Annotated in this window: 23 protein-coding genes; all 23 read left to right on the top strand. The window is 34.8% G+C overall.

Annotation, left to right across the window (positions count from 1 at the left end):
* The first annotated feature begins 16 nt into the window (after window positions 1–16).
* On the top strand, window positions 17–262 hold the full coding sequence (locus IDG64_RS12805) for a hypothetical protein (protein WP_001282074.1): 246 nt from the start codon (window positions 17–19) through the stop codon (window positions 260–262).
* Window positions 259–447, top strand: a complete 189-nt coding sequence (locus IDG64_RS12800) for a DUF1381 domain-containing protein (RefSeq protein WP_000195782.1) — start codon at window positions 259–261, stop codon at window positions 445–447. Before IDG64_RS12805 ends, IDG64_RS12800 begins: the two co-directional genes overlap by 4 nt.
* The gene (locus tag IDG64_RS12795) at window positions 422–622 is read left to right on the top strand and encodes a hypothetical protein (RefSeq protein ID WP_001125015.1); all 201 of its coding nucleotides are present in this window, start codon (window positions 422–424) and stop codon (window positions 620–622) included. The genes IDG64_RS12800 and IDG64_RS12795 overlap by 26 nt, the downstream gene beginning before the upstream one ends.
* A gap of 2 nt (window positions 623–624) precedes the next feature.
* Window positions 625–774, top strand: coding sequence for a transcriptional activator RinB (gene rinB, locus IDG64_RS12790; protein ID WP_001813911.1), 150 nt, complete (start codon window positions 625–627; stop codon window positions 772–774).
* A complete protein-coding gene (locus tag IDG64_RS12785) occupies window positions 774–974 on the top strand; it encodes a DUF1514 family protein (protein ID WP_001813913.1) in 201 nt (66 codons plus the stop codon). The genes rinB and IDG64_RS12785 overlap by 1 nt, the downstream gene beginning before the upstream one ends.
* 22 nt (window positions 975–996) lie before the next feature.
* Window positions 997–1,458: a hypothetical protein gene (locus tag IDG64_RS12780; protein ID WP_000282752.1), complete on the top strand. Its 462-nt coding sequence runs from the start codon at window positions 997–999 to the stop codon at window positions 1,456–1,458.
* Window positions 1,459–1,571: 113 nt separating this feature from the next.
* On the top strand, window positions 1,572–2,024 hold the full coding sequence (locus IDG64_RS12775) for a nucleoside triphosphate pyrophosphohydrolase family protein (RefSeq protein ID WP_000406193.1): 453 nt from the start codon (window positions 1,572–1,574) through the stop codon (window positions 2,022–2,024).
* A gap of 15 nt (window positions 2,025–2,039) precedes the next feature.
* Window positions 2,040–2,384 carry an HNH endonuclease gene (locus tag IDG64_RS12770; RefSeq protein WP_016169209.1) on the top strand — a complete coding sequence of 115 codons (345 nt, stop codon included), beginning with the start codon at window positions 2,040–2,042 and terminating at the stop codon, window positions 2,382–2,384.
* A 128-nt stretch (window positions 2,385–2,512) separates the two neighbouring features.
* Window positions 2,513–2,983 carry a phage terminase small subunit P27 family gene (locus tag IDG64_RS12765; protein WP_000919028.1) on the top strand — a complete coding sequence of 157 codons (471 nt, stop codon included), beginning with the start codon at window positions 2,513–2,515 and terminating at the stop codon, window positions 2,981–2,983.
* Window positions 2,983–4,677, top strand: a complete 1,695-nt coding sequence (locus IDG64_RS12760) for a terminase large subunit (protein WP_000133309.1) — start codon at window positions 2,983–2,985, stop codon at window positions 4,675–4,677. The genes IDG64_RS12765 and IDG64_RS12760 overlap by 1 nt, the downstream gene beginning before the upstream one ends.
* 13 nt (window positions 4,678–4,690) lie before the next feature.
* Window positions 4,691–4,891 (top strand): hypothetical protein, encoded by a 201-nt coding sequence (locus IDG64_RS12755; RefSeq protein ID WP_000365301.1) that lies wholly within the window; start codon window positions 4,691–4,693, stop codon window positions 4,889–4,891.
* A gap of 5 nt (window positions 4,892–4,896) precedes the next feature.
* Complete coding sequence (locus IDG64_RS12750) at window positions 4,897–6,147, top strand: phage portal protein (protein WP_000511062.1); 1,251 nt, start codon at window positions 4,897–4,899, stop codon at window positions 6,145–6,147.
* A complete protein-coding gene (locus tag IDG64_RS12745; RefSeq protein WP_000032523.1) occupies window positions 6,140–6,724 on the top strand; it encodes an HK97 family phage prohead protease in 585 nt (194 codons plus the stop codon). Before IDG64_RS12750 ends, IDG64_RS12745 begins: the two co-directional genes overlap by 8 nt.
* 87 nt (window positions 6,725–6,811) lie before the next feature.
* Entirely contained in the window at window positions 6,812–8,059 is a 1,248-nt protein-coding gene (locus IDG64_RS12740; protein ID WP_000849958.1) for a phage major capsid protein, read from the top strand.
* 35 nt (window positions 8,060–8,094) lie between these two features.
* Complete coding sequence (locus IDG64_RS12735) at window positions 8,095–8,253, top strand: hypothetical protein (protein WP_001252099.1); 159 nt, start codon at window positions 8,095–8,097, stop codon at window positions 8,251–8,253.
* A gap of 8 nt (window positions 8,254–8,261) precedes the next feature.
* Window positions 8,262–8,594 carry a head-tail connector protein gene (locus tag IDG64_RS12730; protein ID WP_001177489.1) on the top strand — a complete coding sequence of 111 codons (333 nt, stop codon included), beginning with the start codon at window positions 8,262–8,264 and terminating at the stop codon, window positions 8,592–8,594.
* Window positions 8,581–8,916: a phage head completion protein gene (locus IDG64_RS12725; RefSeq protein WP_000975314.1), complete on the top strand. Its 336-nt coding sequence runs from the start codon at window positions 8,581–8,583 to the stop codon at window positions 8,914–8,916. Before IDG64_RS12730 ends, IDG64_RS12725 begins: the two co-directional genes overlap by 14 nt.
* Window positions 8,916–9,293: an HK97-gp10 family putative phage morphogenesis protein gene (locus IDG64_RS12720; protein WP_000501244.1), complete on the top strand. Its 378-nt coding sequence runs from the start codon at window positions 8,916–8,918 to the stop codon at window positions 9,291–9,293. Before IDG64_RS12725 ends, IDG64_RS12720 begins: the two co-directional genes overlap by 1 nt.
* Complete coding sequence (locus IDG64_RS12715) at window positions 9,290–9,670, top strand: hypothetical protein (protein ID WP_000611449.1); 381 nt, start codon at window positions 9,290–9,292, stop codon at window positions 9,668–9,670. The genes IDG64_RS12720 and IDG64_RS12715 overlap by 4 nt, the downstream gene beginning before the upstream one ends.
* Window positions 9,671–10,624 (top strand): major tail protein, encoded by a 954-nt coding sequence (locus IDG64_RS12710; RefSeq protein ID WP_000570652.1) that lies wholly within the window; start codon window positions 9,671–9,673, stop codon window positions 10,622–10,624.
* A gap of 64 nt (window positions 10,625–10,688) precedes the next feature.
* On the top strand, window positions 10,689–11,135 hold the full coding sequence (gene gpG / locus IDG64_RS12705; RefSeq protein ID WP_000442601.1) for a phage tail assembly chaperone G: 447 nt from the start codon (window positions 10,689–10,691) through the stop codon (window positions 11,133–11,135).
* 59 nt (window positions 11,136–11,194) lie between these two features.
* Window positions 11,195–11,317, top strand: a complete 123-nt coding sequence (gpGT, locus tag IDG64_RS12700) for a phage tail assembly chaperone GT (protein ID WP_000571956.1) — start codon at window positions 11,195–11,197, stop codon at window positions 11,315–11,317.
* Window positions 11,318–11,372: 55 nt separating this feature from the next.
* A partial coding sequence (locus tag IDG64_RS12695; RefSeq protein ID WP_206171333.1) for a phage tail tape measure protein occupies window positions 11,373–15,434 on the top strand: 4,062 nt, incomplete at its 3' end.

The raw sequence follows: 15,434 nt of genomic DNA, 5'->3' as shown, positions 1-15,434 counted from the left end.
AGGAGGTTTTGGGGAAGTGAGCGACATGTTAGAAATATTTTTAATAGGGTTTGGCGTTTATCTCTTTTATCGCATAGCAATTATTTTTCTTAAGAGTAAAAAGACTATACACACAAACATATATGAAATGTTAATGCTTGCTACTATCTTTATGATATCTACATTTGCTTATAAACATCAAAAGACGCATATCTTAATAGCATTTTTAGTAATGTTTTTTATGAGTAAGCTCAAACAAGTTCAAGGGAGCTATGAGGAATGACACAATACTTAGTCACAACATTCAAAGATTCAACAGGACAACCACATGAACATTTTACTACTGCTAGAGATAATCAGACGTTTACAGTTGTTGAGGCAGAGAGTAAAGAAGAAGCTGAGCGCAAATACGAGGCACAAGTTAAGATAAGGAGAGATGGAGATGCCAAAGAAAACGGTAACGATTGATGTAGATGAAAACTTATTAGTAGTAGCTAGTAATGAAATATCAGAACTATTATATGAATATGACAGTGAGTTAATGTCAGCTGATGAAGATGGCGATAATAGAGATATCGAAGAAAAAAGAGACGCATTAAAACAAGCTATACAAATTATCGATAAATTAACATGGGGTGTTTAGTGGTGGTTAAAGAAATTTTGAGACTATTATTCTTACTAGCGATGTATGAGTTAGGTAAGTATGTAACTGAGCAAGTATATATTATGATGACGGCTAATGATGATATAGAGGCGCCGAGTGATTACGTCTTTCGAGCGGAGGTAAGTGAGTGATGTGGATTACTATGACTATTGTATTTGCTATATTGCTATTAGTTTCTATCAGTATTAATAGTGATCGTGCAAGAGAGATACAAGCACTCAGATATATGAATGATTATCTACTTGATGAGGTAGTTAAGACTAAAGGATACAACGGGTTAGAAGAATACAGGATTGAATTGAAGCGAATGAATAACGATATTAAAAAGTAATTTATATTATCGGAGGTATTGCATGTATAACAGGAAAGAAATACGTGAAATGATAGATAACTACAAGTGGATGAAGAACATAATAGACAGTAAAGTCTACGATAACGAAAGTACATCAATTGCACAATATGGTTATCAATCTGCGATGCCAAAAGCTAAAGGCACGACTAGCAATAAAGTGTTAGTGAAAGTTATAAACAAAAACAAAGCGCTTAGAAAGTACGATTACTTGATTAAGAAGATAGCGTTCATTGATGAATATGAAGAATACATCACGAATGAAAAAGATTATCATATTTTACAAATGTTAAAACAACGAGAAAGCCATAATAGGATTATGAGCATTCTTGATATAGGCAGAGACAATTTTTATTCTAGAGTAAAAGATATAGTAAATATACTTTATAACTTGCAACAAGAAACCGACACTTCGGACACATCGGACAGTTCGGACACATCGTACAAATCGTACACATCGGACTAATTTTGATGCTACATATTGTTTTTTATTATAATTGCTGTGTAGCAAAACATTTATATTTCTTTTGAACTCTCACATTAAGTGAGGGTTTTATTTTTATAAACAAGAGGTGGAGAATGGAGATATCAAAGTACCAAGAGATAGCTACACGTACACACAATGATGAATTGAATTTAAATGAATCTATTACTTGTTACGGCTTAGGTTTAACTCAATCTACAGGCAATGTTACAGATCTAATTAAACAGCATATGTTTTGTAATGTACCGATAGATAAAGGAATTATGATAAATGAACTTAGCGAAGCATTGTGGAATATAGTTAATCTTACTAACGTGTTAGGTATTAACTTGGATGAGATAGCTGGTCATAGTGTTAACACTATCTTGATGAATAAACCTAATCAGACTATCAATTTAGACAATGGTATAAAACAAGGAGACAAAGTATTGTTTCAAGGTAGTAAGTATCTTGTTGATGGATCGATAGGAAACTTATTGTTAATTAGCAATGATAAAGATGATAGACAAGTAACTGTGCAAGATGTTAAGAAAGTCGACAAGGAGTGATGTTCATTGTCTATTATGAAGCGATGTGGTCATCCAACGTGTAATGTATTGATTAATCATAACGAAAGTTATTGTGATAAACACAAACAATATGCAATTGAAAATTACAATGATTTGAGACGTCGAAACGATCCAGAGTATTTAAGGTTTTATAAATCGAAAACGTGGCAAAACATGCGTCGAATCGTATTGTTAGAACATGATTTTATTTGTGTTTCTTGTGGCAATCAAGCGACTATGGTTGACCATATTGTACCAACGAAAGTTGATTGGGCAAGAAGATTAGACAAAAGTAATTTACAGCCTTTGTGTGATGCTTGCCATAACCAAAAGACAAAAGAAGATTTGAAGAAATATTAAAAAAGATAAAAATAGGAAGTCCCCCCAAAGATGAAACGGGCGTCAATGAAAGGTTCTGGAGAACGGAGCAGAGTTTTCTTCTCAAAAAATTCCCTTTATTTAAGTTTTTTAGTAGGAGGTGCTAATTTATGGCGGGTAGACCTAAGAAGCTTTTGTCAAATTCGAACAAGAATTATACAAAAGAAGAAATTATTGAAAAAGAGCGTCAAGAAGCTCAATTAAATAAATTTTCTAAAATCGATACTGAACCACCGCACTTTTTAGATGAAATAGCGAAACAAGAATACTTAAGAATATTACCGCACATGCAAGAATTGCCAATTTCCAACTTAGATAAAGCACAATTAGCACAATATTGTAGTTTTTATAGTGACTTTGTTAAAGCAAGTTTGATTTTAGAGCGCGAAGACTTGATTTTAGAAGACGACAAAGGAAATCAAAAGGTTAATCCGGCGTTCAACATAAAGGAAAAAGCGGGTATTCGATTGCAACAAACAGCTAATACTTTAGGATTAACTATTGATAGCCGATTGCGTATTATGGTTCCTGATGAAAAAGAAGATGATGATCCATATATGGAATTTGTGAGTGGTAAGTAATGACTGATTATGTTACTCAATACGCAAAAAAGGTAGTTTCAGGAGAAATTTTGGCAAGTTTGAAGAATATTCAAGTATGTAAACGTCACCTATCTTTTATGGAGAACCCGCCGAATGGTTGCCATTGGGATAATCATTTGTCTAACAAAGCAATTAAATTTGTGGAAATGCTTCCAGACCCTAAAACAAACCAGCCCATGCCTCTTATGGAGTTTCAAAAATTCATTGTTGGGAGCTTATACGGCTGGCGTAGAGGTCAATACAGAATGTTTACTAAAGCTTATATAAGTATGGCTAGAAAACAAGGTAAGTCTCTAATCGTATCGGGAATGTCCGTTAATGAACTGTTGTTTGGACAATACCCTAAATTTAATAGACAAATTTATGTAGCTTCATCTACTTATAAGCAAGCGCAAACAATATTCAAGATGGCAAGCCAACAAGTAAACCTAATGCGAAGTAAAAGCAAGTTTATCCGTGAAAAAACAGACGTAAGAAAGACAGACATTGAAGATGTATTAAGTAGTTCAGTGTTTGCACCTCTTTCCAATAACCCAGATGCGGTTGATGGTAAAGATCCTACAGTTGCTATTTTGGACGAATTGGCAAGTATGCCTGATGATGAGATGTACTCAAGGTTTAAAACAGGTATGACATTACAAAAAAATCCTTTAACCCTACTTGTTTCAACGGCCGGAGACAATTTAAATAGTCAAATGTACCAAGAGTATAAGTATATTAAACGTATTTTAAATGAAGAAGTAAGAGCTGATAATTACTTTGTATATTGTGCTGAAATGGATTCACAAGAAGAAGTTCAAGATGAAACAAAGTGGATTAAAGCAATGCCGCTTTTAGAATCAAAAGAACATAGAAAAACTATACTTCAAAATGTAAAAGCTGATATACAAGACGAATTAGAAAAAGGGACATCATATCATAAGATTTTGATTAAAAACTTCAATTTATGGCAAGCGCAAAGAGAAGATAGCTTGCTAGATATTTCAGATTGGGAACAAGTAATAACGCCTATGCCTAATATCAATGGTAAAGATGTGTATATAGGTGTCGACTTATCGAGATTGGATGACTTAACATCTGTAGGGTTTATTTTCCCTAACGACGATAAAAAAGTGTTTTTACATAGTCATTCTTTCATTGGATTAAGAACAAACTTAGAACAAAAATCTAAGAGAGACAAAATAAATTATGAATTAGCGATTGAACGTGGCGAAGCTGAGACTACACAATCAGATAGCGGCATGATTGATTATAAACAAGTTATCGATTTTATAGTGAAATTTATAACGACGCATGACCTGAATGTACAGGCTGTTTGCTATGACCCTTGGAATGCGCAAAGTTTTATAACAACAATCGAATCAATGGCTTTAGATTGGCCACTTATTGAAGTGGGACAAAGTTTTAAGGCGTTATCACAATCTATTAAAGAATTTAGAATGTGGGTTGCAGATGAAAGAATACAGCATAACGATAATATGTTACTTACAACGTCAGTTAATAATGCCGTTTTGATTCGTGACGGAGAAGACAATGTGAAAATAAATAAAAAAATGAATCGTCAAAAAATAGATCCGATTATTTCGATTATCACAGCTTTCACTGAGGCTAGAATGCACGAATTCCAAGAAAATTGGACGGAGAAATATGAAAGCGAAGAATTCGGATTTTAAAGGTGGTGACAAAATGGACTTGAATAAAATAAATGTCTTTTTTAATTTCTTGGTTGCTAATTTGGTTAGCATCCTTTTTTTATTAGGTTTGTTTGTGGTTAACGTTTCTGTGTATAAAGCATTCGGTCAAAATATAGGGCTTTTATGCACTGGTATAACACTGATTGTTATTTCGTTGATTTTAAATCATGAAAGCAATCAAGAAAGGAGTTAGTAATTGTGGGAATTTTTTATAAAAATGAAAAACGAGACTTGCAATACAACGAAGATGATTTGCAAATGATGGTTCAAACTTTGCCAGGTTTTCAAGGAACAAAATTACGACAATATAAAGATATAGAAGCAATTAGGCATAGCGACATCTTTACTGCAGTTATGATGATTGCTTCTGATTTGGCGCGCATGCCAATTAGGGTGACAGTGAACGGTCAAATTAATTATAGTGACAGGATTGTTAATTTGTTAAATACACGTCCTAACCCAATGTATAACGGCTATATATTCAAATTAATAGTGTTTGTTAGTGCCTTACTAACATCGCACGGCTATATTGAAATTACACGTGATAAAACAGGAGAACCTATGAATTTAACGTTCAGAAAGACATCCGAAATAGAATTGAAATCAGACGCAAGAGGTCGACTGTATTATTTTCATCAAAGGATAGACAGTAACGGAAATAATATAGAGCGTCATGTTAAGTTTGAGGATATGTTAGACATCAAATTTTATTCGTTGGATGGTATAAATGGTTTGTCACTGTTAGACACATTAAGTCGCACGATAGAATCAGATAACAATGGAAAAGATTTCCTTAACAATTTCTTGCGAAATGGCACACATGCTGGTGGTATTTTGAAAATGAAAGGTGTATTAGATAATAAAAAAGCAAGAGACCGTGCCAGAGAAGAATTTCACAAAAGTTTTAGTGGAACTAAACAAGCGGGGAAAGTTGTCGTACTCGATGAATCAATGACGTTTGATCAATTAGAAGTTGATACAGAAGTTTTAAAGCTTATCAGAGAAAACAAATCATCAACAAGAGAAATAGCAGGTGTATTTGGTATTCCATTGCATAAGTTCGGCATAGAAACAGCGAACATGAGTATCACGGATGCTAATTTAGATTACTTATCAACTTTAAAACCTTATATTACATGCGTTTGTGCAGAATTGAATTTTAAGTTTAATGATGAACATGTGAATCGTGAATTTAAATTTGATACCACTGAAATACGAGTTGTTGATGAGAAAACACAAGCTGAAATTGACAAAATTAACATTGATTCTGGAAAGATGAATATTGATGAAATTAGACAACGTGATGGATTAGCGCCAATACCAGGCGGTAATGGTAGTATTCACAGAGTCGATTTAAACCATGTGAATATTGAACTTGTAGATGAGTATCAGATGAATAAATCGAGAGCTACTGATAAAAAATTGAAAGGTGGTGAGGAAAATGAGTAAGGAAACGAGAGTTGGCAACATTATTGAGGTACGCTCAAATGATGACAACGAAATGGTCATAGAGGGGTATGCGTTAAAGTTTGATACTTGGTCTGAAAATCTTGGTGGATTCAAAGAAACGATTTCACGTCGCGCTTTAGAAAACACTGATTTATCTGATGTGCGTTGTTTAGTAGATCATATCCCATCGCAAATAATTGGTAGGACAAAATCGGGTACTTTGGAGCTCGAAACTGATGATGTTGGACTTAAATATCGTTGTAAGTTACCAAACACAACATTTGCACGTGATTTATATGAGAACATGCGTGTAGGCAACATCAATCAATGTTCGTTTGGTTTTATGCTTGACGATAAAGGCGATGAAGTGCGTTTTGATGAACAAGAAAACATTTACAAACGTACTTTAACAGCAATTCGTGAACTTACAGATGTTTCTGTAGTGACTTATCCGGCTTATAAAGACACTGATGTTAAACCAGCATTACGTAGTATTGAAACCGTTAAAAAAGAACAACGTAAAAAAGAATTAGAAATAAGACTAAAGAAACACTCTATATTAAATAATATTTGGTGAAGTTGAACACCATTATCAAATACAGCCATTGGACATGCTGAATATAGCGATGTCTATTTTTTTATGCCAATTTTAGGAGGAAATTAAATGAAAACAAAAGAAAAGTTACAATCTGAGATTTCAGACATTAAAAGACAAATTGATTTAAAGGTGAAGTATGCAACGCGAGCACTTAATAACGATGAGTTAGAAAAAGCAGAAAAATTAGAACAAGAAATTACTGATTTACGTTCTCAAATCCAAGAAAAACAAGAAGAATTAGATAAGCTAAAAGAAAAAGATGGAACTTCAGAAAACAATCCACAAACAGTTGAATTAAACGAAGCACGTACTTATCGAAACCAAGCAAACATTAATGATTTAGGTATTTCGATTCAAAACACAAAGGTAACATCACAAGAAGTTAGAGATTTTACTGAATACCTTGAAACACGCAATGATATTCAAGGTGGTTCGTTAAAAACAGACTCAGGATTTGTAGTTATTCCAGAGGAAATTGTTACAGATATTTTAAAATTAAAAGAGGTTGAGTTTAATCTTGATAAGTATGTGACGGTCAAACGTGTTACAAATGGTTCTGGTAAATATCCGGTAGTACGACAATCAGAAGTTGCAGCCCTTGAAAAAGTTGAAGAATTAGAAGAAAACCCTGAATTAGCAGTTAAACCATTCTTCCAATTAGCATATGACATTAATACACACCGTGGTTACTTCCGAATTTCACGTGAAGCAATCGAAGATGCAAAAGTGAATGTTTTGCAAGAATTGAAACTATGGATGGCGCGAACTATTGCAGCAACACGAAACAAAGCAATTATTGATGTTATCACTAAAGGATCAACGGGTTCTACAAGTTCAGGTTTTGAAAAAGAAGGCAAGAAATTAGAAGTTAAAAAAGCAAAATCTTTAGATGATATTAAAGATGCTATTAACCTGAATGTTAAGCCGAATTACGAACATAATGTTGCGATTGTTTCGCAAACTATGTTTGCAAAATTAGACAAAATGAAAGATAAGCTAGGAAACTATTTAATCCAGCCAGATGTTAAAGAAAAAACGCAACAGCGTTTATTAGGAGCTAAAATCGAAATTTTACCTGATGAAGTACTAGGGCAAAAAGGTAATAACACTTTGATTATCGGTAACTTAAAAGATGCGATTGTTTTATTTGACCGCTCTCAATACCAAGCATCATGGACTGACTACATGCATTTCGGAGAATGTTTAATGATTGCTGTACGTCAAGACTGTAGAATTCTAGATTATAAATCAGCAATTGTGATTGAATATGATGATAGTGAACGCGGTGAAGGCGATCTTGGCTTAGAAGCATAATAAGCGCTCGATACTTTATAAAGAGGTGATAAACTATGGCAATGTATGAAGTGAAGAAATCTTATACTGACTTGGAAAAAGGCCAGTATTTAAAGTCAGGTAAACGTGTTGAAATGACAGTAAAACGTGCTGAATATGTTAACAAAAAGCTGAAAGAGCATGGAGTAATACTTGAAAGAGTGAAAGAAGAATAGGTGATTGAATGCAATTAACAGCTGAGGAACTTAAGTTATTAAAAAAGCATTGCAAAATAGATCACAATTCAGAGGACGACTTATTAGGAATATATTACTCTTGGGCATTCCATGAAATAGCTAGCGCTGTTACGGATGAACCAAGTAAATATATTGATTGGTTTAAAAGTCATCCTCTATTTGCTCGTGCTATATACCCTTTAGCAAGTTACTATTTTGAAAACCGTATTGCTTATTTGGATAGGGATTTATCGCTTGCGCCTCATATGGTTTTGAGTACTGTGCATAAGTTGAGAGGTTCATTTGAGCAATTTTTGGAGAGTGAAAATGATGAAATTTAATTCCAATAAATTAAATGAACGCATAGATTTTTGTGAAGATGTAAGCGAGAGAGTGAACGGAAATCCGATGAAACCGAAGACGAAAATATTATACTCTTGTTTCGCTTGCATTCAAGAATCTAAAGAATCCGACACTCAAACGAATCTCAATACAGGTAGCAAATTCATTAAAACTATTATTATCAGAGATACACGAGGTGATTATAAACCAACAAATAAGCATTACGTCTTGCATGAAGGGCAAAGGTTTAACATCAAATATGTAAAGCCAGATTATCAAGATAAATCTTATTTGCGTATCTATGGCGAGGTGGTCATTTAATGGGGGCAAGAATTGAAAGTAATAACATTGAACAAGGTTTGAAAAATGCAGTTTTAAAAATGAATTTAAATAGTAATGTAATTGTCAAAGCTGGGGCTATGTCATTAGTCCCGCTTTTAAAAAGTAATACACCTTTTGCGAATACTAAAAAGCATGCTCGCGATCACATAGCTGTTTCTAATGTGAAAACAGACAGACACACAAGTGAGAAAATCGTTACAATTGGTTACGCTAAAGGCGTCTCACACCGTATTCATGCAACAGAATTTGGAACAATGTACCAAAAACCACAATTGTTTATAACAAAAACAGAAAAGCAAGGGAAAAACAAAGTTTTAAAAACAATGCTTGATACTGCTAAGAGGTTGCAAAAATGATTAATGTTACCAAAATAATTAGAAACGCTATTATTGCAAATAACATTACAGATGAAGTGAATGTGTTTAACTACACTATAGATGACCATTTTCACGAAAAAACTGACAAGCCTATTATTCGTATATATCCCTTACCGTTCAATCCTGACACATACGCTGATGATAACGAGATTTCAAGAGAATACCATTACCAAATTGATGTTTGGTGGTCTCAAGATGAACCGAACGAGCAAGCAGAAAAAATTGTTGAGTTACTCAAAGTGATAAATTTTCAATGTTATTACAGAGAACCGTTATACGAGAGTGACGTCATGTCATTCAGACATATTATAAGAGCAAAAGGCTCGATTTTATCAATGAAATTGGAGGAAAATTAAATGATTGAAAAATTGAAACAAGCACCAAGATTTTTAAAATTAAACTTACAACATTTTGCAGATACAGGAGTTTCGGGTATCGCAATTGGGGTATCAAACTTTTATTATGCACCTATTTTAAAAGATACAGAAAATGAATGGGAAACTGGAGCTGGCACACGTATTCGTTTCTTAAAAGAAATTGAAGTAGACCGTCCACAAGATACCGAGGAAGATTATGGAGATGATATGGTCGCAGCAACTGCTGTATCTAATGGTAAACTGAGTGTTAAGACAACATTTGTTACTGTTCCTGCTGACGATAAGGCGTTCTTGAATGGCGCTAAAAAAGGTGTAGGTGGTTATAAATATGGAGCTAAGGATATTCCGCCAGATGTAGCGATTGTATTTGAAAGACGTAATCATGATGAGTCTTCAGAATGGGTTGGCTTGTTCAAAGGTAAATTCACTCGTTCAAGCATCAAAGGGCAAACGAAACAAGATAAGGTTGAATTCCAAAATGATGATGTAGAAGGTAACTTTATTGATCGTTTGTTTGATGAAAGCTCGCATGTTACAGGCTATGATAAAAAAGGAAGCACTACAGGGCGCGATTATGTATTCATGGAAACATTTGGTAAAACTTATGATGAATTCATGTCTAGTCGAGGAGAACAAAATATGGAACCTGTAGAAAAAGAAATGAAAAAAACAGAAAAAGTTGAAGTCACTTCTGTAAACGTCACTGATGAACAAGTTACAGTTAAAGTTGATGCTACTAAACAACTATCAGCCACAACCGAACCATCTGGACAGAAAGTAACTTATGCAGTGACTGAGGGGCAAACGTATGCTAGCGTAACATCAACTGGTCTCGTTAAAGGTTTGGCGGAAGGTAATGCGACCGTTACAGCGACTGCAGGAAAGCAAACTGATACTGTGCAAATTACAGTACAATCTAATTTAGAAATGTAAGTTTTGAGGGCTTAACGCCCTCTTTTTATTTTGGCCAAATTAAAAAGAAAGTAGGAATTTAATAATGGAACGTACATCAATTGAATTAATTACAGGATTTACAAAAACAGGAAAGCCGCAATATCAAAAGTATTTAGCAAAGCCGATTATTACTTTGTTTGAAACAATTCAAGGTTCAAAATTAGGTTTGAAACTTAACAAAGCCTTTAAGGGGGCTGATTTTAAAGATCTAACAGAAGAAGAATTTAATAACTTAAGTGTGACAGAACAGGAAGAATACAAAAACAAGCAAGAAGAATACGAAAACAACATGGCTGTACAAATGGAAGTATTGGAAGAAGTTTTGGATTTCATCGTTGAAGCTTTTGATAATCAATTTACTAGTATAGAACTTCAAAAAGGATTACCAAATGGTCAAGAAGGTATTGAAAAGATTGGACAGTTAATTGGACGCATTACAGGTGGGGAACCTAGCGATACAAAAAAGTTCGTGACAGAGAATCAGAAATAAGAAAAGAAGATTTAACACCTGAAGCTGTCTACAACAATTACAGGAAAATAGCTAAAGATTTGATAGAAAACGGCATGGATGCAGAAAAAGTGGCTAACATGCCGATACACTTCTTTTTAGACATTGTCGAATCGAAGATTGAAACAAAGCGAACTGCGAAAAGTTTTAAAGATATTTTTTAATCAGCCTTTAAAGGTTGATTTTTTATTTACATCTTGGAAGAAAGGAGGTTTTTAAATGCCTAATCCTATAGGTAATATGGTCATAAAGGTTGATTTAGATGGTTCTGGATTCAATAGAGGTGTGACAGGTTTAAATAGGCAAATGAAAATGGTTTCGCGTGAGCTTTCGGCTAATTTATCACAATTTTCTAGATATGATAATTCATTAGAAAAGTCGAAGATAAAAGTCGAAGGTTTGAGTAAAAAACAAAAAGTTCAAGCCCAGATTACTAAAGAGCTGAAAGATAGTTATGACAAACTTAGTAAAGAAACTGGTGAAAACAGTGCAAAGACACAAGCTGCGGCTGCTAAATACAATGAAGCTTACGCTAAATTAAACCAATATGAGCGAGAGTTAAACCAAGCCACACAAGAATTAAAAGACATGCAAAGAGAGCAGAAAGCATTAAATACTGCAATGGGAAAACTTGGTACCAACTTTAATAATTTTGGTCCTAAACTTCAAGAAATTGGTAACAGTATGAAAAATGTAGGCCGTAACATGACTATGTATGTAACTGCGCCGGTGGTTGCTGGGTTTGCTGTAGCAGCTAAAAAAGGTATTGAATTCGATGACAGTATGAGAAAAGTTAAAGCAACTTCAGGTGCTACTGGTGAAGAGTTTGAAGCTTTGAAGAAAAAGGCTCGCGAAATGGGTGCAACAACAAAATTTAGCGCATCAGATTCGGCTGAAGCATTAAATTACATGGCACTTGCTGGTTGGGATTCTAAGCAAATGATGGAAGGTTTAAGCGGAGTTATGGATTTAGCGGCAGCATCTGGCGAAGAACTGGGAGCAGTAAGTGACATTGTTACAGATGGACTAACGGCATTTGGTTTAAAAGCAAAGGATAGTGGTCATTTTGCGGACGTTTTAGCACAAACTAGCTCGAAGGCAAATACGGATGTTAGAGGGCTCGGAGAAGCTTTTAAATATGTCGCTCCTGTAGCAGGTGCGTTAGGTTACACGATTGAAGATACATCTATTGCGATAGGTTTAATGAGTAATGCTGGTATCAAAGGTGAAAAAGCAGGTACAGCGTTACGAACAATGTTCACCAATCTTTCAAGTCCGACTAGAGCTATGGGGAATGAAATGGAGCGCTTAGGAATATCTATTACAGATAGTAATGGGAAAATGATTCCTATGCGAAAGCTTTTAGACCAACTGAGAGAAAAATTTAAACATCTTTCAAAAGACCAACAAGCTAGTTCTGCAGCTACAATATTTGGTAAAGAAGCGATGTCAGGAGCATTAGCAATTATAAATGCTTCTGATGAAGACTATCAAAAGTTAACCAAATCTATAGATTCATCTACCGGGGCATCTAAAAGAATGGCCGATACAATGGAATCTGGTTTAGGTGGGAAATTAAGAACTTTAAGGTCGCAATTAGAAGAACTAGCCTTAACGATTTATGACAGAATAGAACCAGCACTAAAGATTATAGTAAGTGCTTTTAGCAAAGTAGTGACATGGGTTACTAAATTACCAACGTCAATTCAATTAGCGGTTGTTGGGTTTGGATTATTTGCAGCAGTTTTAGGTCCTTTAGTTTTTATGTTCGGTTTGTTTATCAGCGTGATGGGGAATGCAATGACAGTTTTAGGACCCTTGTTAATAAACGTTAATAAAGCTGGTAGTATATTCGCGTTTTTAAGAACTAAAATCGCATCACTTGTTAAACTATTTCCGATTTTAGGTGTGTCGATATCCAGTTTAACGTTACCCATAACATTAATTGTAGGTGCATTAGTTGGTATTGGCATAGCTTTCTATCAAGCTTATAAACGTTCAGAAACTTTTAGAAATATTGTAAATCAGGCAATCTCTGGTGTAGCAAACGCATTTAAAGCAGCTAAACTAGCGTTACAAGGTTTCTTTGATTTATTCAAAGGTGATAGTAAAGGCGCGGTTACCCTAGAGAAGATATTTCCACCCGAAACTGTAGCAGGAATACAAAATGTAGTTAATACGATTAGAACAACTTTCTTTAAAGTAGTTGATGCAATCGTTGGTTTCGCCAAAGAGATAGGCGCTCAATTAGCCTCTTTCTGGAAAGAGAACGGCTCAGAAATAACACAAGCTTTGCAAAATATAGCTGGTTTCATTAAAGCAACCTTTGAATTTATTTTTAACTTTATTATTAAACCAATTATGTTTGCGATTTGGCAAGTGATGCAATTTATTTGGCCGGCGGTTAAAGCTTTGATTGTCAGCACTTGGGAAAATATCAAAGGTGTAATACAAGGGGCTATTAATATTATTTTGGGTATTATCAAAGTGTTCTCTAGTCTTTTCACAGGAAACTGGCGAGGTGTTTGGGACGGCATTGTAATGATACTGAAAGGCACTGTGCAGTTAATTTGGAATTTAATACAACTGTGGTTTGTAGGCAAAATACTTGGTGTTGTTAGGTACTTTGGCGGATTGCTAAAAGGATTGATAGCAGGAATTTGGGACGTAATAAAAAGTATATTCAGTAAATCTTTATCGGCAATTTGGAATGCGACGAAAAGCATTTTTGGTTTCTTATTCAATAGTGTTAAATCTATTTTCACTAATATGAAAAACTGGTTATCTAGTACGTGGAATAATATCAAAAGCAATACCGTCGACAAGGCTCATTCGTTATTTACGGGTGTAAGGTCTAAATTCACAAATTTATGGAATGCGACGAAAGATATATTTACTAAATTAAGAAATTGGATGTCAAATATTTGGAATTCTATTAAAGATAACACGGTAGGTATAGCTGGTCGCTTATGGGATAGAGTACGTAACATCTTTGGAAGCATGCGTGACGGTTTAAAATCTATCATTGGTAAAATTAAAGATCATATCGGTGGTATGGTAGACGCTGTTAAAAGAGGTCTTAATAAATTAATTGAAGGTTTAAACTGGGTCGGTGGTAAGTTGGGTATGGACAAAATACCGAAGTTACACACTGGTACTGAACATACACATACTACTACAAGATTAGTTAAGAACGGTAAGATTGCACGTGACACATTCGCTACAGTTGGGGATAAGGGACGCGGAAATGGTCCAAATGGTTTCAGAAATGAAATGATTGAATTCCCTAATGGTAAACGTGTAATCACACCAAATACAGATACTACGGCTTATTTACCTAAAGGCTCAAAAGTATACAACGGGGCACAAACTTATTCAATGTTAAACGGAACGCTTCCGAGATTTCATTTCGGTACTACTATGTGGAAAGATATTAAATCTAGTGCATCATCGGCATTTAACTGGACAAAAGATCAAATAGGTAAAGGTACCAAATGGCTTGGCGATAAAGTTGGCGATGTAATGGACTTTATTGATAATCCGGGTAAGCTTTTAAATTATGTGCTCAAAGCGTTTGGTGTTGACTTTAGCTCTCTAACTAAAGGTATGGGTATTGTTGGCGATATAACAAAAGCGTCTTGGAATAAGATTAAAAGTAAGGCGATTAATTGGATAAAAGAAGGATTAGAGAGCCAAGCGGGAGATGGTTCTGTGTTTGATAGTTTCAGAATACTACAACCTTATTCAGCACCGCCAAAACCTCCTAACCCCAATTATCCATTTAACGGAGGCGTTCATCATGGTGTTGACTATGATACGCCGACCGGTACCCCTATACGTACGCCAATGGGTGGACGTGTTAGAAGTTGGTATGACAACTATGGTGGCGGTAAAGCAATTACTGTTCAAAAAGGTCGAACATTTTTGTGGTTCATGCACTTATCTGAACAATTGCGTAGAACAGGTGAACAAATTAAAGCTGGTCAATTAATTGGTAAATCAGGTAATACAGGTTCTATGACTAATTACCGCCATTTACATTTCCAAGTCAATCAAGGCGGAGAGTCCAATAGGTATTCGACAGACCCTATTCCTTGGTTACGGAAAAACGACAAAACTGGTGGAAAGAATTCACCTGGAGGGAGTGGTTCTGAAAATGCGCGCAGAGCGATTAGAACAGCTCAAAATATACTTGGAGGTCAATACAAAGCTAGCTGGATTACACACGAAATGATGCGTGTTGCGAGTCGTGAATCCAATTATACAGCTAATGCAGTCAAT

Source organism: Staphylococcus sp. EG-SA-15, assembly GCF_017151895.1.
In the GTDB taxonomy this organism is placed as follows: Bacteria; Bacillota; Bacilli; order Staphylococcales; family Staphylococcaceae; genus Staphylococcus; species Staphylococcus aureus.
This window is presented reverse-complemented; position numbering and strand designations above follow the sequence as displayed.